Source organism: Mycobacterium sp. IS-1556 (genome assembly GCF_001499985.1).
Classification (GTDB): Bacteria; Actinomycetota; Actinomycetes; order Mycobacteriales; family Mycobacteriaceae; genus Mycobacterium.
In genome coordinates this window covers 227,806-246,566 of the sequence record NZ_LQIM01000039.1, presented here as the reverse complement: position 1 = coordinate 246,566, position 18,761 = coordinate 227,806, and the positions used below count along the sequence as shown (strand labels likewise).

Sequence of the window (18,761 nt, the reverse complement as noted above, 5' to 3'; positions counted from 1 at the left end):
CTACGGTCGAGATTGCACCGAGGGTCGTGGGGTGGTCATCGCAGCCCTGAGTGCAATCTCGTCGATAGCATTGCCAGGTAATACGACTAGTTCGTCCGTCGCAGCGGCGCCAGCAGCGCATCCAACGCGTAGGCGAACACGGCGTCGTAGTCGGTCGGCGACTGCAGTGCCTCGACCAACGCCCGGTCGGGCCATTCGTCGGTCCACAGCGACGGATCCTCTTCGTCGTGCTTCTCCCCGCGCACGGCTGAGAACTGCATCACCGCAGACGATATGACGTGCACCTCCACCGATCGCAGCACCAGCGCGGCGTCGGTTCCCGTGACGCCCAGCTCGGCGAGCTGCGTCGCCAACGCCTGCTGAACCGGCAGGAACAATCGCGGCGTCTTGTCGCGCTCGTGTGCGATTGCAAGCAGGTGTTGCCGGTCGATGAGCACGCGCCGCTGAGCGTGCGCAAGCGAGGCGATGCGATCGACGGCGGTGTCGCCCTCGGCCGGGAGATGCGCCATCTCGTCGACCAGCCGGTCCACCAGGCTGTCGAACAGCTTGTCCCGTCCTCCGACATGCCAGTAGATCGACGTCACCGCCACGCCGAGCGCGTCGGCCAAGCCACGCATCGAGAAGGCCTGCACGCCGTCCGTTTCGAGCATCCGCGCCGCCGTGTCGAGGACCACCGCCGCGCTGATCGCTTCCTTACCGGTCGGGCGGGTCAACGGGTTCACCCCCGGTCATCCGGTCGGACTGCGGCAGGTCGAGGTAGCGCTCCAGGTTGCGGTGCATGTTGATCACCCGACGCTCCTCGCTGGACAGTGTCAGGTGGGTGAAGCCGGGCTGGTGCAGACCCCGCTGCAGTCCGGCCAGCACCGAGATGTCCTGGGTGAGAACGAGGCCCGGGTGCGCCTCGGCCGCGGTCATGCGCACGTCGACGGGTTTGGCGCGTGAGGCGCCCGGCGGCATCCGCATCCACAACAGCATGACCAGCTCGCCGTGGTCGGGGTCGGGTCCGGGATGCGACGTCATCACGGTCAGATGGTCGGCGTTCATCAGCAGCGTCATGTTCGGGAACACGTTGTACTGGTGCAGCCGCATCAGCTGGTCGGTGTCGGCCCAGCTGAGATCGACGCCGCGTGAGGCGGCGAACGCGCGGGTTCGTGCGGCGATGACATCGGCCACCGACGCGCCGGGTTCGTGCTCATCGGGCAGCGGGGTGCCCTCTTCGACGCCCATCAGCGCACCCTGGGTACTGACGTAGGCGTCCCACACGTCGCTGTCGGTCAGTCGCTCGTTGAGCTGCGGGCTCGGGACGCCGTAGAGCTGTTCCGATTTGCCGGTGTGCCCCCAAATCGTCTGCGGCGCAAACACATCGTCCATGCACCGGTGCAATTCCGGATGAAGGGTCTGAATGTGGTAGGTCTCGCTGTATCCGTCGGCGATCGTCTTCCAGTTCGCGTCGACCTCGACCGTCATGGTGGCGTAGCAACGAAAGTCGCCGAGCCCGCACCACTCGACGTCACGCGGTATCGCTTCCAGATAGTCGAGCAGCGGCATCGCATCGACGTCGAGGTTGACGAAGACCAGCCGCTCCCAGGTGTCGACAGCGGCGCGCACCAGCGGGAAGTCAGCCATGCGCAGCGCGCCGAAGCCTTTGCGGTTCGGCACCCGCCGCAGCGCACCGTCGAGATCCCAGGTCCATCCGTGGTATCGGCACCGCAGTTCGCGCAAGCCCGCACCGGAGCCCGAGCACACTGAGTTGCCACGGTGGCGACACACGTTCTGGAAGGCGCGCAACGTTCCGTCGTCGCCGCGCACGACGAGCACCGAGTAGCGCCCGCACCGGTATTCGAAGTAGTCGCCGGGCTCGGCCACATGGTCGACGGTGCAGGCAACCTGCCAGACCCGCGGCCACATCCGTTCGGCCTCGAGTTGAGCGAACGCCGGCGAGTAGTACCGCTCCGCGGGCACGAGGGTCGGCCGCGCCGGCGGCGTGCCGATCGCATCCTCGCGCCGGACGCTCTGCGTGTGCGTCACGAAATGTTCCCTCCAAGTCGGCGCCACCGCTCTGTAACGGTGTTACAGTGCGAATCCTAACGGCCCGCACCCGCATTCGGAGGAGCAATCGTGTACGACCTCAAGATCACCGGAGGAACCGTCGTCGACGGTACGGGCGAGCCGCGGTTCGACGCCGACGTTGCCGTCAAGGACGGCAAGATCGTCGAGCTCCGTCGCCGCGGCCCGGGCGATCCGCCGCTGAACGGCCCGGCCGCCGAGACCATCGACGCGACCGGGAAGATCGTCGCGCCCGGCTTCGTCGACATCCATACGCACTACGACGGTCAGGTCAGTTGGGACAGCGCGCTCGAGCCCTCCAGCGGACACGGAGTGACCACCGTCGTCACCGGCAACTGCGGTGTCGGGTTCGCCCCGGTGCGGCCGGGCAAGGAAGAGTGGCTGATCGGCTTGATGGAGGGTGTCGAGGACATTCCCGGCACCGCGCTCACCGAGGGCATCTCGTGGGGATGGGAGAGCTATCCCGAATACCTCGACGTCGTCGGAAAGCAGGAATTCGCGATCGACGTCGGTAGTCAGATCGCCCACGGCGCGGTTCGGGCGTATGCAATGGGCGAGCGCGGTGCCCGCAACGAGCCCGCCACACCCGACGACATCGCGGCCATGGCTCGCCTGGTGCAGGAAGGCATCGAGGCGGGCGCGCTGGGGTTCTCGACGTCGCGGACCCTGGGCCACCGCGCCATCGACGGCGAGCCGGTGCCGGGAACCTTCGCCGCCGAGGACGAGCTGTTCGGACTCGGTCGCGCCATGGCCGCAGGCGGGCGGGCGGTCTTCGAGTTGGCGCCGCAAGGCGTCGCGGGTGAGGACATCATCGCGCCGAAGAAGGAATTGGAGTGGATGAAGCGCCTCGCCGCGGAGATCGACCGACCAATCTCGTTCGGGATGATCCAGGTCGACGCGGCGCCCGATCTGTGGCGCGAGCAATTGGACATCTCGGCCGAAGCGCATGCGGCGGGCAGCCAGCTGTACCCGCAGATCGCGGCGCGCCCATTCGGGATGCTGTTCGGCTTCCCGGGACATCACGCGTTCACCCACCGGCCGACCTTCCGCCGGCTGAAGGCCGAACACAGCCGGGAGGAGTTGGCGCAGCGCCTAGCCGATCCGGCGGTCAAGTCCGCGATTCTGGCCGAAGAGGACTTGCCACCCGACCCGAATGTGTTGTTCGACAACATGTTCGCGCTCGTGCAGTACTCGCTCGGGCGTATCTATGCGCTGGGCGACCCGCCTGACTACGAGCCGACCGTCGAACGCACCGTCGAGAAGATCGCCAGTGACCGTGGGGAAGACCCGTTGTCGACGCTCTATGACCTGATGCTCGAGGACAACGCGACGGCCATGCTGATGCTGCCGTTCTACAACTACTTCTACGGTAACCACGACGCCATCCGGGAGATGTTGCTGCATCCGGCCGGCGTGGTCGGATTGTCCGACGGCGGCGCGCACTGCGGCATGATCTGCGACGCGTCGTACCCGACATTCCTGCTTACACACTGGGCGCGCGATCGTAACCGCGGCGAAAAGTTGCCGCTGGAGTACTTGGTGCGCAAGCAATCCCACGACACCGCCCAACTGTTCGGGCTCACCGACCGTGGCGTCATTCAAACCGGCAAGAAGGCCGACATCAACGTCATCGACATGGCGGCGCTGACCTTGCATCCGGCAAAAATGGCGTACGACCTGCCAGCCGGCGGCCAGCGCCTCGTCCAGGGCGCCAGCGGCTACAGCGCGACGATCGTCAGTGGCGTGGTGACTCGTCGCGACAGCGTGGACACCGGCGCGCGGCCCGGTCGGTTGGTGCGCGGCGCCCGCTGAGCAGGTCCGCGTGGCGCCTATGCCTCGGCAGACGCGAAAAGTGATGCAGCTGTATTGATCCCGATTCACCCATGTACGAGCGACGGCCCCCTCGTTGCCGAGGGGGCCGCCACTTTCCTACTTACTTAGCTGCTGCTGTCCGAGCCGCCGCCCGAGCCGGAGCCGCCGCCCGAGCCGGAGCCACTACCCGTGCCCGAGCCGGAGCCCGCGCTGCCGGAGTTGGAGCCGCTACCTGTGCCCGAGCCGGAGCCCGTGCTGCTGTTCGAACCGGTGCCGTTGTTCGAGCCGGTGTTGCTACCCGAGTTCGAGCCGGTGTTGCTGCCCGAGTTGGAGTTGCTGTTCGAGCCCGTTCCGGTGCTGTTGTTCGAGCCCGTGCCGTTGCCCTCGCCCCTGCTCGTGCTGATGCCCGACGTGTTGCTGCCGGTGCCGGTGTTGCTGTTTGAGCCGGTGCTGGTATCGCTGCCCGTGCCCTCGCCCTCGCCCGTGCCCGTGCCCGTGCCGGTTCCTTCGCCTTCGCCCGTGCCGGTGCCTTCGCCGGAACCTTCGCCGGTGCTTTCGCCTTCGCCGGTGGCCTCGCCTTCGCCCGTGCCGGTGCTTTCGCCTTCGCCGGTGCCGGTTCCTTCGCCGGTGCTGTCATTGGAACCTTCGCCGGTGACGTCGTTGCCGACGTTGATCGCAAAGGCGTCACCACCGCCGAAGCTGAACTCGGACGGGCCGCCTTGTACGCCGAAGGTCGACTCAGTCGGAGCAGGGGGCTTGATTGCCTCGGCAATCTGGTTGGGCAGCGTGACCGCAAGGTAGGAGATAAGACCACGGTCGAGCAGACCCTGCCACTCTGAGGGAGAGGTGGCCGGCGTGAATCCATTGACAAGCGCGTTGATCGCCAGTACCGGCAGGTTCACCAGGTTGGCGGCGGCGTCCTCAAAATTCCCCGCTTCCAACGCGGCCCGCGTTGCGTCAAGCAGCTCCGCCGATTGGAGGATCCCGCCGAGCACTGGTTCGAAAATGGCCTTGGTGAGCCCGAACTCGGACACGACGTTGAGCAGATCGTCCAGTTTCTCCGTGCCTGGGAGGGCATCCACGAACTGCCCGGGGATGGAGAAGATCGGAATCAGCGGGCGTATCCCGCCCAATACCCTAAGCACGAACCAGCCGTTGATCTCGGAGAACGCCTCAACGAACTGGCCCTGCGACAGGTAGGTGAGTGACTCGGTCACCACGCCCGGGAACTGCTCAGCCGCCGTCGCCAGTCCGTTGACGGTGTCCGAGAGGGCCTTACTGATCACCGGCCCGAAGTTCGAGTTGAAATTGACGAACTGTTCCAGCAGAGGACGCGGGTTCAGGGTGTTCTGAATCAAGACGTTCGCGACTTCGTGGAAGATATAGCCAGTGCTCAGCGCCTCCACCAGATTGGCCGTCGCCTCGGTGGAGCCCTCGCCCAGGGTCTCCAGGCTTGCGAACGTGTTGGCGATGGTCTGCTGCCACACGAGGAGCGGATTGGTGGCCGCCGTGAGCTGGACCGCCGCCTGCGCGACGCGCTCCTGGATGTCCTGAATATTGGGCATCGGTGGGGCTACGGGGCTGACCGCGATCACGCCGGCACTTGCCATCGCGACGCCAGCAACCAACAACTTCGAGCTGCGACGAGTCGACGGTGAGTAACTAGGCGAGAGATCGTAAACCGGCGAGTCGGCATGAACTGCGAGTTGCACGTTGTCTCCTGTTGTGCCTGGGAATTTGCCAGATGGCTGCTGAAGATTAGCTGAGGCTATCCTTAGGCGCAAGTGGTTCGCTGAACTAATCAGGATGTGACTTGCGGGCCGATCCAGCGATGGCGCGGAGGCCTAGACGCAGTGATATCGCTGCTGAAGCACGGTAATTGCCAAGTCACGCAGCGACCGAGCGATAATTTACACCAGAGTCACCCGTCGTAGGTAGCTACGTCCTCGCGCGCGCAGGTGACCTTCGCCACGTCCGGGCCCACGATCTGCTGCCGAGTGTGTCATCGAGTTGCTGCGGCGACGCTCGACATCTCGGCGGGAGGTTACCGACCCAGGAAAAAGACTTAGCCCTGTGTCCAATCGTCCCACTGGGGCACCCGCGGTAAGCAAAGTGGTCGGTAACGCTCTATGATCTTTCGCCTTGTCTGGATGCACGCCGTAGCCGACAGACGACAGGTGCCCAGACGGCGTCGTCAGAGGTGAGCCGCGATGGTCAAGGTCACGGCAGGACGGTGCGCATCAACATCACGTTGTACGCCGACCACAACGACAGGTTGTAATACAGCTCCTTGCCGGTCGACCACGGATGCAGGAACGGCGCATAGATTCCGCCGGGAATCTCAGCGGAGCGCACCAGCAACTGCTCGGGCCCCCACGGCCCCTGCGGGGCGGGCGCCGTCCGCGCGACGACATCGTTGGCGCCGTTGCAGTACACCACCAGGTACTGCTTGAGATAGCTGTTGAACTGGGCGGACATTTCCCCCACCGGGCCGGGGATCACCGACGTGGCCGCACCGGGATCCCTTGGCACCCAAGCGTTCTGCTCGGCGTTCCAGTACTCGTATCGATTGGGGTCGGGTACCGCCCCCTGCGGAACGCGTGACACGTACGCGGCACCGCCGCGACCGGCCGGTGTCCCGAACATATAGAGGTAGGGGTCGCCCGGGCCGGGTCGAAGAAACGCGGCCTGTTGGAAGTTCTCGTTACCGCGGACATACGCCGCCCCTTCGACGCCGCCCTCGCGAGGTGTGCGCACGCTGCCGGGGTAGACACCCCAACGCTCGCCGTTATCTGGAGAGACCGCGATGGCCGAGAAGTTCGTCGTCCACCGCCCGTCGCTGTCCCAGCTCTTGATGGACATGAAATTCACGTACTGCTTGCCGCCGACGGCGACACCCGCGGTCGGGATGATGCCCTTCTCGCTGTCCGCCCACTTGGTGCTGTTGATGATCTGCTTGGAGAGACCCGGCGCCCACAGCGGCGAACCGGAGTACCGGTTGGCGAGCACGCCGTCGGGTATTGCGATCGTCTTGGAGAGTGCGCCGTCCTGGGTACGGAAAAGCGTGTTGTACCGCCACTGCTGACCGCGCACGCTGCAGTAGCCGTAGGTGTCGCCGAAGGCCATCAGCACCTGGCGATTGCCGGGATCGCCGTTGTCCCACATGATCCCGAGGTCGGTGCCGGTGATCGCGAACCGCCCGACGGTGTTGTTCGGGCTCTCCGGGCCGGTCACCCAGCCCACTAGCGTCGTGCCCGGCGGAGCAGGTGGTGGGGGCGGTGTCGGGGCTGTGGCGGCCGGAACCTGTTGGGCCGCAGGTTGGTCGGCGCTCGGCGGGGGCGGGCTCGGCCGCACGTCTGCCTGCTGCTCCACGGTCGCCGAACGGGGCGACAGCGAGTTGAGGATCTCTGCGGGCAGCCGTCCGAGGCGAGGCGAGGGCGCCTCCTCGTTGGTGCCACGCGGCCGGTGGCCGACCGGTGGCCCGCCCGGCAGCGCAGGCGTCGCTTCGGTGTTCGGTGCCGCGGGTGGTTGTGCGGCCGCCGCGGCGCCGGTGCAGGGTTCGGCCGTCGCCGGCGCGGCCACGCCCAGCACGAAGCTCAACCCGATCACGGCTGTCGATGCCACCGACATGGAGGCGATTCGCGGACGCGGCGACATGTCACACCTTTCTGAAGGCGGACGTCAGGCAGACGTCTGCGATGGCGGATGTGACGTTAGTGAATAAAGTGACTCTTGTGATCTTCGTTCACGGATGGGTATCCATCCGTGACCGTGTCGCAACCTGCGGCTTCGACGCAGCTGCGCGCGGTGTGCTTACCGGTCGCGCGGGGTATCAAAAGCGGCATGACCTCCGCGGCGAAGGCGCAGACCAGCGATTCGGACGAGTCGACCGGAGGCAAGCTCAAACGGCGCATCACCGGCCCGCTGCTGTTCCTGTTCATCCTCGGCGACGTGCTCGGTGCCGGCATCTACGCGCTGATGGGAGTGTTGGCCGAGGACGTGGGCGGGGTGCTGTGGGCGCCGCTGCTCGTGGCGCTGTTGCTCGCGCTGCTCACGGCCGGTTCCTACGCCGAACTCGTGACCAAGTATCCCAAGGCCGGTGGCGCAGCGGTGTTCGCAGAGCGCGCGTTCGGTCGACCCGCGCTGTCGTTCCTGATGGGGTTCTGCATGCTCGCCGCGGGCGTGACCAGTGCGGCCGGCTTGGCGTTGGCCTTTGCCGGTGACTACCTCGCGACGTTCGTCGACATTCCGGCCGTGCCTGCGGCGATCGCGTTTCTTGCGCTGATCGCCTGCCTCAACGCACGGGGCATCAGCGAGTCGGTCAAGAGCAACGTGGTCATGACGGTGATCGAGTTGACCGGTCTGCTGATCGTCGTCATCGCGGTCTCGGTCATGGTCGGCGCCGGCCGCGGCGACGTCGGCAGGATCAGCCAGTTCCCCGACGGCGCGACGCCGGCGCTGGCGATCCTCAGCGCGGCGATCGTCGCGTACTACTCCTTCGTCGGCTTCGAGACCTCGGCCAACGTCGCCGAGGAGATCCGCAACCCGAGCAAGGTGTACCCAGCCGCGCTGTTCAGCGCGCTCATCACCGCCGGCGTCCTCTACGCACTGGTCGGGCTGGCGAGCGCGACGGCATTGCCAGCCGATGAGCTGTCGAAGTCCTCGGGACCGTTGCTCGAAGTGGTGCAGGCGGCGGGCGTGGGCGTACCCGACTGGTTCTTCAGCGCGGTCGCGCTCGTCGCAGTAGCCAACGGCGCGCTGCTCACGATGATCATGGCGAGCAGGCTCACCTACGGCATGGCAGAGCACGGCCTGCTGCCCAGCGTGCTCGCTCGCGTGCTGCCGCGCCGGCGCACCCCGTGGACGGCGATCGTGGCGACGACCGCGGTCGCGATGTTGCTCAGCCTGATCGGCGATCTGTCCACGCTCGCCGAGACGGTGGTCCTGCTGTTGTTGGTCGTTTTCATCTCGACGAACGTGGCGGTGCTGGTACTGCGCCGAGACCGGGTCGAGCATCCGCACTTTCAGGTGTGGACGGCGGTGCCGGTGCTCGGCGTGGCGTCCTGCGTGCTGCTGCTGACCCAACAGACCGCGAAGGTGTGGCTCTACGGCGCGATCCTGGTGGCGGTGGGCGCGGTGCTTCATCTGGCGGCCCGCGCGGCGACGCGACGCTGACGACGAAGCTGACGACAAGGAAGAACTGCGTTCGCGCGCATTGGGTTACACCGGTGCATTACGTTCGCGGTCAACAGCTATCAAAGGGGTGGGCGAGTTGATCATCCGGACGACGGCCGTCCTGACAGTTCTGGTTTGTCTTTTCGGCTATGGCAGTGGACGGGCGTCAGCGTTCCCCGGGGGCGACGCCGCGGGCGCGCTGATGATCGGCGGGGTGAACCGCACGTATCAGGTGCACGCCCCGCCCGGGCTCGATCGTCCGGCCGGACTCGTGCTCAACTTGCACGGCGCCGGGATGACCGGACCCGCGCAGGCCGCGGCGACCAACTACAACGCGATCGCCGATCAGTACGGCTTCGTCGTGGCCTATCCCGATGGCGTCGATCTCAGCTGGGCCGATGGGCGCGGCGCCTCCATTCCCGACCGACAAGGCGTCGACGACGTGGGTTTCCTTGTCGCGCTTGTAGATCGACTCCGTCAGGAGTACGGCGTCGAACCCGGCCGCGTGTTCGCCACCGGGACGTCGGCGGGCGCCTTCATGGCTTCGCGGCTGGCGTGCGAACGCGCCGACGTCTTCGCCGCCGTGGCACCCGTCGCAGGCACGTTGGCAGCGGGATTCCCGTGCGCGCCGTCGCAACCGGTTTCCGTGCTGGCGGTGCACGGAACGGCGGACCCCGTCGTGCCGTTCGGGGGTGGACCGATGGTCGGCCGTGGGGGACCCAGCGAGATCGTCGCGGCGCCGGCGATGGCGCAGCGGTGGCGCGAGGTGAACGGTTGCCCACCGCCGGTCGACGAAGTACAGGGAAACGTTCACCGGTTCACGGCCGCCGGTTGCGCGGGTGGAGCCGAGGTGGTGTTCGTGCAGATCGACGGAGGTGCCCACGTCTGGCCGGGTGGTCCATTCGCCCCGTTCGACGCGTCGCAGTCCACCGGCCAGTTCTTCGCCTCCCACGGCAGGTGAACGAACGCCTTCAGCAGGTCAGCAGCAGACAGCCGGCGATCGGTCCACCGCCGGCCGCGGCGACGGCAACCTCGGGACGGCGCGCCAGTTGCCGCTCACCGGCCTGCCCGCGAAGCTGCAGACACGCCTCGTGCAGCAGCCAGTAACCGTGCATGCGGCCCGCTGACAGTTGACCTCCGTAGGTGTTGAGGGGCAGTGTCCCGTCGAGCGCGATCCGGGACGCCCCTTCGACGAACGGGCCCGCCTCGCCCTCCCCGCACAGCCGTAGCGCTTCCAGCCAAGCGAACGTGAGAAAAGTGAATCCGTCGTAGAGCTCGGCCACGTCGACGTCGGACGGTGTCAAGTCGGTGCGTGACCACATCTCGTCCGCGGCTTCGGCGGACGCCATCTTCGGAAAGTCGTCGCGGTGAAACCAGCCACCTGAACCATAAGCTCCGCCAACCGCTTGCACGCCCACTGCAGGGTTTGGGCAGTCCCGCGCGAAGTCGGCATGGGAGATCACGAACGCGATCGATCCGTCGACCGGCACGTCGCAGTCGAACAGCCCGAACGGAGTGGACACCGACCGCGACGCCAGATAGTCATCCATCGTCATCGGATCTCGGTAAACGGCAAGCGGATTGAGCCCGGCATTGCGTCTACTGTTGATCGCCAGCCAGCCCAGCTGTTCCTTAGTCGTCCCATACAGCTCCATGTGCCGCCTGCAGTGCAGTGCCAGCCAGTTCGCCGCCGAGTAGGCGTGCGCGGCCAGCAACTCATCGATGTCGTCGAACGGCCCGAGTTTTCGCCGCGCGCCGGCTCTGCGTGGCTCGACGGGCGGGTTGGCCAGTGGATTGGGCTCGGAAGTCGGCGAAGGTTGCGTCATCGTCCCGCCGAGCATATGCACGGTCCGGTAGACCAGCACATGCCGGGCGCGCCGCTCGGATACCGCCAACATCGCCGACATCACCGGAGTGAGCACACCACCGGTGGCAAACCCATAGCCTTGATCGGCGGCCCGATTGCCAAGCGCCGCAACGACGTCGGCCACCGGTGTGTCGCCGAATGTGACGACTCCGTCGATATCGTCGGCGGTCAGGCCGGCATCGGCGATGGCGGCCCGGACCGCCTCCATCGTCAGATCCAAACCGGGGATCCCGGTGCGCCTTCCGATCCGGGAGATGCCGAGGCCGCTGAAAATCGCGTCTTTCTCGAAGCTGCTCAACCCGCCACCGCCCCGTCGTCTCGCTTGGACTTCCGCGGCGCGGAAATCTGTCTGTGACACCAATCAGTGCAGACTGTACTTTTCAACCATGCCTGATGAGGCGCGTCCCGGTGGGCAACTGCTGATCACTCGATGCGAGCCCTGCGAGCGGTGGGTGTCGCCGCCGGCCGCAGACTGCCCCGACTGCGGGGCGGAGCTCGTCTCGTGTCCGGTGTCGGGCCGCGGCACGGTGTTCACCTATACCGTCAACCACCAGCCGTTCAATCCCGCCATCCCCGTGCCCTATGTCATCGCGATCGTGGAACTCGACGAGCAGCCTGATCTGCGTATCGCGACGAACATCGTGGACTGCGAACCGGATTCGGTCCGCGTCGGCCTGCCGGTCGAGATGCGGTTCCAACACCGCTTTGACGGCGAAGGTTTCGCTCCCGTGTTCGCTCCGCGGGAGTGAGTTGGCTGTGACGGCGGCCTACGCGCCCCGCTTGAGGTGAGGCACCGGCGCGGTCTCGCCCACCTGCTCGCGAAGTCGGCGAAGCGCCTGCGCGAGCAGTCGCGAGACATGCATCTGCGAATAGCCCATGCGTTCGGCGATCTGGGTCTGCGTCATGCTTTCGAAGAACCGCAGCACCAACACCTTCTTCTCGCGCTCGGGTAACGCGGCGATCAGCGGTCGTACGGTCTCGAGGTCGACCACCTTGTCGATGTTGGGATCGATGTCGCCCAGGGTGTCACCCACGGAGCGGTACTCGTCGTCGGCCGAGGTCTGGATGTCGGTCGACAAGGTCGAGTAGTTGCTGCTGGCGATCGTTGCTTCCATCACCGCTTCGCGTTCGATACCGAGATGCCGGGCAACTTCTGACGGGGTCGGCGCGCGCCCGACCTGCTGTGACAGCTCGGCGCGCACCTTCACCAGTTGACCCTGCAGATCCTTGAGCCGCCGCGGCACCTTCACCGCCCAGCCGTAGTCACGGAAGTGGCGACGCACCTCGCCCATGATCGTGGGGATCGCGAAGGACAGGAAATCGGCGCCGTTCTCGGGGTCGAAACGGTTGACCGCGTTCACCAACCCGACGCGCGCCGCCTGCACCAAGTCGTCGATCGGCTCACCGCGATTGCGGTATCGACGTGCGACGTGGTCGGCGAGGGGCAGAGTCCGTTCGACAATCGCCTCTCGTTGACGCCGGTAGGCGACGGATTCCTCGTCGAGCGCCTTGAGGCGGTGGAACATGCCCGTCACGTCCGCGTATTCGGATCTCGGCTCTGACACCACACAGGCTCCTTACTTGCGACCTTTTCGTACTGGTCACAGGACTCGGATCTGAACCTGCGGTTGAAGCGGTTTACCCGTTCGGACGGTGTGGCGAAACATCGCCGACGCGACCTCGACAGGTCCGCGCGCCGTCAAACTGCGAGTCTCACCGCTTGCTCGTTGCCGGGACAGGCATCGCGTGCCGGCCGTACGGGCGCTGTTGCCGTCCCAGCCGCGCGGGCGCGCTGACCAGCGGGCTGTCCCAGATCGCGCCCGTCAATACCGCGGCACCCAGGGCCGTCAGCCCAGCCATCGCGATCAACGTGTCGGCATCCATGGCCCCAGGCATACCCACCGACGGCCGTTTAGCAACGCCGATCGTCGAATCGCGCTCTCGGCCGTCACCGGCACGGCGGGCAAGCTACGTGCCGGACCTCGCGCCCGGCGGCCGTCGCCTGCTGCTGTTCGCTCTCCAAGGAAATGCTTGCGGGCGGTGACGTCACGCTCGCGCGATGTTCTCGACGATGATCTCGCAGGCGGTCTCGTAGAACGCGCTGATGAGCGTCGAAAAAGACAACTCGAAGGGGTAGATCATGTGCACGTCGAGCGGATCGAGGTGCCAGTCGGACAGCACCGGCACGATGCTGCCGTCGCGCAACTCGTTGGTGCAGATGATCTGGGTGGGCATCGCACCGACGCCGAGCCCCTGCAAGATGTACTGCTTGCACACTTGAAAGTTGTTTGCACGCGCGCGGACTGGTGGTGTCAGTTCGCATCGCCCATGCTGGCCGGTGACCGCAAGCCGGCGAGGCCCGCCGAATCCGAAGTCGATGAACGGAAGGGCGTTCAACTGCGCCGGATCGGTGATCGGCACGGATAGGCCTGCGACGAATTGCGGTGAAGCGCAGAGGAACAGCTCGAGGCTGAACACCTTGCGGGCGATCAGCGTGGAGTCCTGCAGCGGGCCGGTGCTGAACACCACGTCGAACCCGTCCCGGATCGGGTCGACCATGCTGTCGACCAACCGGATGTCCAACCGCGAGTTCGGATAGTGCCGCAGAAACGCCGCACCGACCCGCGACGCGTAATCGATGCCGACGAAGACCGGGATCGCCACCCGCAACTCCCCGCGGGGTTCCTGTCGGCTGCCCTCCACGAGCGCGCGGACACCGTTGGCCTCGGCCAGGATGTTGACCGCGTGGCCGTACACCTTCTCGCCGAGATCGGTGACGGTGAGCTGGTGGGTGTTCTTGCGCAGCAACTTGATGCCGAGGTCGGACTCCAACTTGGCCAGCTTGCGGCTGACCGTCGACTTCGGCATACCGAGCAGTGCCGCGGCCTTCGATAGGCTTCGGTTCTCCACGACCTTGCCGAAGATCAGCAGCGCGTCCACGTCGAACGGCAGGTTCTGCTCCACTGCGTTTACGCATCCTCTCGATCGCCGCTGTTCCAAATATGCAACAGGGTGTTGCATGGCCGGGTCTGTTTCGGCCATTTCGGCGGCGGTACCTTCGGCCTACCGTCTTCAGCCCGACGGAGGAGAGCCCGTGAGCCACGACAGCCTGGTGACGAAGCCCGCGAGCGGGCACTGGACCGACGCCCACCCCGAACTCGGTCGCGGCCCGGTGTCGCTCGAGGACTGCGTTTCGGAGGCCTTCTACGAGAAGGAACGCGAGCACGTCTTTCGAAAGACGTGGCTCTACGTCGGGCGGGTGGAGCGGGTGCCCAAGTCCGGCAGCTACTTCACCCGCGAGCTGACGTTCCTGAACACTTCGGTGATCGTCGTGCGGGGCAAGGATGACGTGATCAGGGCGTTCCACAACATCTGTCCACACCGGGGCAACAAGATGTTGTGGGAGGACGACCCCTTCGAGGAGGTCGAGGGCCGCGCGCCGCTGCTGTACTGCCGCTTCCACGGCTGGCGCTACAAGTTGGACGGCTCGCTACACTCGGCGACCCGCAAGGACCTGCTGCTCGACTTCGACACCGACAGTTGCCGCGTGCCCGCCATCCAGTGCGAGGTATGGGAGGGCTTCATCTTCGTCAACCTCAATCCAGACAACACCGAACCGCTTCGCTCGTTCCTCGGTGAGCTGGCGCACGGAATCGAGGGGTATCCGTTCGCCGGACCTCACCAGGTCTACAAGTTCAAGGTCGAATTGCAGTGCAACTGGAAGATTTTCGTCGACGGCTTCGCTGAGAGCTACCACGGCCCGTATCTGCACGCGTCCTCGTTCGGCAACCTCACCGCGGAGGCCAAGGAGGCGCTCGACAAGCCGAACCCGTTCACCGATGCCCTGGCATACCAGCTCAAGGGGCCGCATCGGATGTTCTCCTTCTCCGGTGAGCCATCGCGAAAGACGCCGTACTCCAAGCCGATCGAATGTCTGATGGAAGCCAGCGCGGCCGGCCCGTGGAACAAGCGCACCGACCGCGGGCCGCTTCCAGCCGGGCTGAACCCGACACGATCGGAGAAATACGGGTTCGATTCGTTTCAATTCTTCCCGAATTTCGTGCTGATCTTCGGGGCGTCCGGCTTCACGGTCCACACGCACTGGCCGACTGGGCCGCACTCGCACATCTTCGAGACCGAGATGTACTACCAACCGCCGACGACGCACAAGGAGCGGCTCGGCCAGGAGCTGACCGTCACCTTCCTCAACGACATCATCCTCGAAGACGCCAGCCCGTCCGAAGGCCTGCAGGCCATGTTGAACAGCGGTGTGCTCACCCACTTCACGATGAATGACGAGGAGATCCTGCTGCGCCATCTGCACAAGGTGGTTGCCGACTACGTAGAGGACGGCGAGAAGCGTGTCAGCGAAAAGGTGGCGGTACAGCGATGAACGCAGTTCTGCCACCGGAGTTTTCGCATCTCGAACACCTGGTGCCCGAATGGGCAATCGAGGACGGTCATGAGCGCTATGTGAAGCGCGTCAACAGTTCCATGGAACAGATCCGCGCCTTCTATGACGAGATCTTTCCGTACGGCGAGGAAGCACTGGCCTACATCGACAAGTTCGACTACTCCGAGCCGCTACCCGAGGACGTCGCGAACCTGCGCAACCTGCTCTATTCGCTGATCACCGTCTCGCTTGCGGTCGAGCTGTGGAACCAACCGCGAGTCAAACATTCGGCCCACACAATTCTGACGAGAGTAAGCTGAGCCGCCGTGAGCCTGACCTCCGCACGACTGGACATCGTCGACCTGACGCCGCGGATCGGCAGCGAGATCAGAACCGACCTCGACACACTGCTGAGCGGTCGGGAGGCCGAAAACATCCGCGCCACATTGGAACAACGCGGGGTGGTGTTCTTTCGCGGTCTGCACATCAGCGACGAACAGCAGGTCGCGATCGCCAGAACGCTGGGCACCGTCGTCGGCAATGAGGGCGAGGACGGGATCTACAAGATCTCGCTCGACGAGAACATCAACCAGCGCGCGAAGTACCTCAAAGGTTCGTTGTTCTGGCACTTCGACGGATCGCTGCAGCCCTATCCGAACCTGGCGACGCTGCTGCGGGCGGTGCAACTCTCCGACACCGGGGGCGAAACGGAGTTCTGCAACACCTACGCGGCCTACGACGATTTGCCGCAGTCCGACAAGGATCTCATCGCCGACCTTCGTGTGATGCACAGCGCCGAGCGGTCGCAGCACTACGTGACGCCCGAGATGAGCTACGAAGAGATCGCCTTCTGGCAGAAGTCCCCGACCAAGGCGTGTCCCATCGTGTGGACACATCAGTCCGGACGTAAGTCCCTCCTGCTCGGGGCGACCGCCGACTACGTGGTCGGGATGTCGGCCGAGGAGAGCCGGGCACTGCTTGCGCGGCTGCGTGATTGGGCCACCCAACCGCAGTATGTCTACCGGCACGAGTGGGAGGTCGGCGACCTGCTCATCTGGGACAACACCGGGACCATGCATCGTGCGCTGCCCTATGCCGTCGACAGCGGGCGCCTCATGCACCGGACGATCCTGGCGGGCGAAGAGCCGCTGAATTGAAACTCGGCATCGCGACACCCGTCGTCACCAATGTCGCCGGTGCGGCACTCACCTGGGAGAAGGACGCCACGGTCGCCGACATCGGCCGGGTGGCCGAAGCGGCGGACAGGCTCGGCTACCACCACCTGACCTGCAGCGAGCACATCGGCATTCCGGCGTCCGAAGCCGGGCGACGCGGCGCGCGGTACTGGGACCCGCTGGCCACGCTCGGATACGTGGCGGCCCGAACCGAACGCATCCGGCTGGTAACGATGACGCTGGTGTTGGGGTACCACCACCCATTGGCGATCGTAAAGCGGTACGGCACACTGGATCACGTCAGCAGCGGCCGTGTCACGCTCGGCGTCGGCGTTGGCTCGCTCAAGGAAGAGTTCGACCTTCTCGGTGCTCCGTTCGATGACCGTGGTCCGCGGGCCGACGATGCGCTGAAAGCGTTGCGGGCGACGCTGTCGAGCAACGAGCCGTCCTACGACGGTGAGTACTACTCGTTCGGCGGCCTCATCGTCGACCCTTGCGCGCTGCAGCCCCACATGCCGATCTGGGTCGGTGGCCGGACCAAACGCTCGCTGCGGCGCGCACTCACGCTCGCCGACGGGTGGTGCCCGTTCGGCATCGCGGTCGCCACCGCGGGCGAATGGCTGCGTGCGCGCGAGGTGCCGCCCGGCTTCGAGGTCGTGCTGCCCGCCGACCACCCGCTCGACCCGGTCGGCGAACCCGGCTCGACCAGGGACACGTTGCGTGCGATGGCGGCCGCCGGCACGACCGTGGTGTCCGCCCGGTTCGTCCATCACTCGGTCGAGCACTACCTCGAGCAGATCCACGCGCTCGCTGAACTACACCACGAAGATGAAGGGTGACCATGGCCGAAGACCCCGGCTATCCGCTCCTGACCCCGCTGACGGCCGAGGAGTGGGGTGACGATGAGTACGCCGCCGTCGGCGCGCTGATGGGAATACCTGGCGGGGACGTACCGCGGGCCGGCTCGGGAGATGCCAGGGATCCGCTGAACTTCGACATCATCGGCGTCCTGGCGCGCCATCCGAAGATGGCGCGGAAGTTCCTCGGCTACAACGCGTTTCTGTTGCAGCAGGGTGAACTACCGCTGCGCCTGCGGGAACTCGCAGTGCTGCGGTTGGCCTACGTCCGGCGCTCGTCGTTCTTCTGGGGCGAGCACGTGAAGATCGCCAAAGCCGGCGGCCTTTCGGACACCGACATCTCCCGGCTCACTCGGGGCAACGCCGAGTTCGACGGTGTCGACCGGTTGGTCCTCGAGGCGACCGACGAACTGCTCGCTCGAGGCCGGGCGACCCCCACGACGTGGCGGCGCATGGTCGACGAACTCGGCACCCACCAGGCGATGGAGCTGATCTTCGTCATCGGCACCTACGCGATGCTGGCGATGGCGTGCGATACCTGGCAGCTCACCGCACCGCCCGGCGGCGCGGCACTACCCGACTAGGCACCGTCCGCTTCCGGCGCCGGTTCGCTGTCGTCGGGCTGTGCGCGCCGCCGCCAGCTCCGCACGCCCCGGTGGGCGGCGAACGCACCGACGACGGCGGTCACACACCACACGGCGATCGCCACGTATGCCAGCGGCGAGGACAGGTCCGAGATCGACGCGCCCAGCGCGGTGTAGACGAACGCCCGCGGCACCGAACCGATGAACGCCCCGACGGCCATCTGCCACAAGGGAACTCCGAATGCGCCGAATGCGTAGGAGGCGAGCGCATCGGAGATGCCGGGCACGAAGCGCTGCCCGACGACGGCCCACAGTCCCCGCCGCGCGATGAGATCGTCGAGCCGGGTGGCCCGGTCGTCGCCGAGAAGCGCACGGGCACTGTCGCGTCCGGCGCGCCTGCCGAGCAGGCTGGTGATGACCGCGGTGCCGACCGTGGCGCCGAGCGTGACGAAGGTGCCCAGCACCGGACCGAACAGCACTCCGCTGGCGGCGGCCAGTATCGGACCCGGCACGAACACCGCACCCAGCAGGGCCGAGATCACGACGTACGCGAGCGGCGCCACCGGGCCGGTGGCCGCGACCGTGCTGCGGACGTGGTCGACGTCGACGACACCGGTGACGGCAACCAGATAGAACAACCCCAGCAGGAAGGCCGCGAACAGTACGAGTCGGAGGATGTGCCGCCGACGCGTGGCGGGCCCGTCGCTGATCGTCATGTCGAGGCAATCTTGCCGCATGTGCCCACGGGAAGACGTTCGCGAGCGCGCGCCCATGGCCGTCGCGACGGAATGGCACGCAAAAATCATGGAATCTGCGGGCGCGGCATGTACC

Annotated in this window: 18 protein-coding genes; 9 read left to right on the top strand and 9 right to left on the bottom strand. The window is 66.0% G+C overall.

The features are described from left to right. Positions 1–86 precede the first annotated feature (86 nt). Entirely contained in the window at positions 87–722 is a 636-nt protein-coding gene (locus AU187_RS21195) for a TetR/AcrR family transcriptional regulator (protein ID WP_059100999.1), read from the bottom strand. Beyond that, a complete protein-coding gene (locus AU187_RS21190; RefSeq protein ID WP_059100998.1) occupies positions 694–2,028 on the bottom strand; it encodes an aromatic ring-hydroxylating oxygenase subunit alpha in 1,335 nt (444 codons plus the stop codon). Before AU187_RS21190 ends, AU187_RS21195 begins: the two co-directional genes overlap by 29 nt. A gap of 90 nt (positions 2,029–2,118) precedes the next feature. Here AU187_RS21190 and AU187_RS21185 point away from each other — a divergent pair, with 90 nt between their 5' ends. Next, positions 2,119–3,879 (top strand): N-acyl-D-amino-acid deacylase family protein, encoded by a 1,761-nt coding sequence (locus tag AU187_RS21185; RefSeq protein ID WP_059100997.1) that lies wholly within the window; start codon positions 2,119–2,121, stop codon positions 3,877–3,879. 125 nt (positions 3,880–4,004) lie between these two features. Here the strand turns inward: AU187_RS21185 and AU187_RS25560 are convergent, their stop codons facing one another. Further along, the gene (locus AU187_RS25560; RefSeq protein ID WP_156425552.1) at positions 4,005–5,591 is read right to left on the bottom strand and encodes a hypothetical protein; all 1,587 of its coding nucleotides are present in this window, start codon (positions 5,589–5,591) and stop codon (positions 4,005–4,007) included. 508 nt (positions 5,592–6,099) lie between these two features. Further along, a complete protein-coding gene (locus AU187_RS21175) occupies positions 6,100–7,536 on the bottom strand; it encodes a glycoside hydrolase family 183 protein (RefSeq protein WP_156425553.1) in 1,437 nt (478 codons plus the stop codon). 186 nt (positions 7,537–7,722) lie between these two features. Here AU187_RS21175 and AU187_RS21170 point away from each other — a divergent pair, with 186 nt between their 5' ends. Further along, positions 7,723–9,054, top strand: a complete 1,332-nt coding sequence (locus AU187_RS21170) for an APC family permease (protein WP_059101148.1) — start codon at positions 7,723–7,725, stop codon at positions 9,052–9,054. 88 nt (positions 9,055–9,142) lie between these two features. Beyond that, positions 9,143–10,015 (top strand): extracellular catalytic domain type 1 short-chain-length polyhydroxyalkanoate depolymerase, encoded by an 873-nt coding sequence (locus AU187_RS21165; RefSeq protein ID WP_231740391.1) that lies wholly within the window; start codon positions 9,143–9,145, stop codon positions 10,013–10,015. 10 nt (positions 10,016–10,025) lie between these two features. Here AU187_RS21165 and AU187_RS21160 read toward each other — a convergent pair whose 3' ends face one another. Further along, complete coding sequence (locus AU187_RS21160) at positions 10,026–11,219, bottom strand: thiolase family protein (RefSeq protein ID WP_059100995.1); 1,194 nt, start codon at positions 11,217–11,219, stop codon at positions 10,026–10,028. 88 nt (positions 11,220–11,307) lie between these two features. Here AU187_RS21160 and AU187_RS21155 point away from each other — a divergent pair, with 88 nt between their 5' ends. Beyond that, complete coding sequence (locus AU187_RS21155; RefSeq protein WP_059100994.1) at positions 11,308–11,670, top strand: Zn-ribbon domain-containing OB-fold protein; 363 nt, start codon at positions 11,308–11,310, stop codon at positions 11,668–11,670. Between the two features lie 18 nt (positions 11,671–11,688). Here AU187_RS21155 and AU187_RS21150 read toward each other — a convergent pair whose 3' ends face one another. The 3 genes from AU187_RS21150 to AU187_RS21140 form a co-directional block, all read right to left on the bottom strand. Beyond that, entirely contained in the window at positions 11,689–12,486 is a 798-nt protein-coding gene (locus tag AU187_RS21150) for a SigB/SigF/SigG family RNA polymerase sigma factor (RefSeq protein WP_059101146.1), read from the bottom strand. Between the two features lie 148 nt (positions 12,487–12,634). Further along, entirely contained in the window at positions 12,635–12,805 is a 171-nt protein-coding gene (locus AU187_RS21145; protein WP_156425554.1) for a hypothetical protein, read from the bottom strand. Between the two features lie 162 nt (positions 12,806–12,967). After that, positions 12,968–13,885: a LysR family transcriptional regulator gene (locus AU187_RS21140; protein ID WP_059100992.1), complete on the bottom strand. Its 918-nt coding sequence runs from the start codon at positions 13,883–13,885 to the stop codon at positions 12,968–12,970. A 130-nt stretch (positions 13,886–14,015) separates the two neighbouring features. Here AU187_RS21140 and AU187_RS21135 point away from each other — a divergent pair, with 130 nt between their 5' ends. Genes AU187_RS21135 through AU187_RS21115 form a run of 5 tightly spaced genes read left to right on the top strand, consistent with a single transcriptional unit; the run spans position 14,016 to position 17,930 of the window. Next, complete coding sequence (locus tag AU187_RS21135; protein ID WP_059100991.1) at positions 14,016–15,314, top strand: aromatic ring-hydroxylating oxygenase subunit alpha; 1,299 nt, start codon at positions 14,016–14,018, stop codon at positions 15,312–15,314. Beyond that, positions 15,311–15,634 (top strand): hypothetical protein, encoded by a 324-nt coding sequence (locus AU187_RS21130; RefSeq protein WP_059100990.1) that lies wholly within the window; start codon positions 15,311–15,313, stop codon positions 15,632–15,634. Before AU187_RS21135 ends, AU187_RS21130 begins: the two co-directional genes overlap by 4 nt. A 6-nt stretch (positions 15,635–15,640) precedes the next feature. Next, positions 15,641–16,471 (top strand): TauD/TfdA dioxygenase family protein, encoded by an 831-nt coding sequence (locus AU187_RS21125; protein ID WP_059100989.1) that lies wholly within the window; start codon positions 15,641–15,643, stop codon positions 16,469–16,471. Then, positions 16,468–17,328, top strand: a complete 861-nt coding sequence (locus AU187_RS21120; RefSeq protein ID WP_059100988.1) for a TIGR03619 family F420-dependent LLM class oxidoreductase — start codon at positions 16,468–16,470, stop codon at positions 17,326–17,328. Before AU187_RS21125 ends, AU187_RS21120 begins: the two co-directional genes overlap by 4 nt. A gap of 2 nt (positions 17,329–17,330) precedes the next feature. After that, complete coding sequence (locus AU187_RS21115; protein WP_059100987.1) at positions 17,331–17,930, top strand: carboxymuconolactone decarboxylase family protein; 600 nt, start codon at positions 17,331–17,333, stop codon at positions 17,928–17,930. On the opposite strand, the gene AU187_RS21110 is transcribed toward AU187_RS21115, so the two are convergent. Then, on the bottom strand, positions 17,927–18,646 hold the full coding sequence (locus tag AU187_RS21110) for a TVP38/TMEM64 family protein (protein ID WP_059100986.1): 720 nt from the start codon (positions 18,644–18,646) through the stop codon (positions 17,927–17,929). The genes AU187_RS21115 and AU187_RS21110 overlap by 4 nt on opposite strands. Positions 18,647–18,761: the final 115 nt, after the last annotated feature.

Bases quoted from the DNA above. Each gene is read 5' to 3' on its own strand.
- AU187_RS21175 (WP_156425553.1), bottom strand. From the start codon at position 7,536: ATGTCGCCGCGTCCGCGAATCGCCTCCATGTCGGTGGCATCGACAGCC.
- AU187_RS21170 (WP_059101148.1), top strand. From the start codon at position 7,723: ATGACCTCCGCGGCGAAGGCGCAGACCAGCGATTCGGACGAGTCGACC.
- AU187_RS21155 (WP_059100994.1), top strand. From the start codon at position 11,308: ATGCCTGATGAGGCGCGTCCCGGTGGGCAACTGCTGATCACTCGATGC.
- AU187_RS21145 (WP_156425554.1), bottom strand. From the start codon at position 12,805: ATGGATGCCGACACGTTGATCGCGATGGCTGGGCTGACGGCCCTGGGT.
- AU187_RS21130 (WP_059100990.1), top strand. From the start codon at position 15,311: ATGAACGCAGTTCTGCCACCGGAGTTTTCGCATCTCGAACACCTGGTG.
- AU187_RS21115 (WP_059100987.1), top strand. From the start codon at position 17,331: ATGGCCGAAGACCCCGGCTATCCGCTCCTGACCCCGCTGACGGCCGAG.
- AU187_RS21110 (WP_059100986.1), bottom strand. From the start codon at position 18,646: ATGACGATCAGCGACGGGCCCGCCACGCGTCGGCGGCACATCCTCCGA.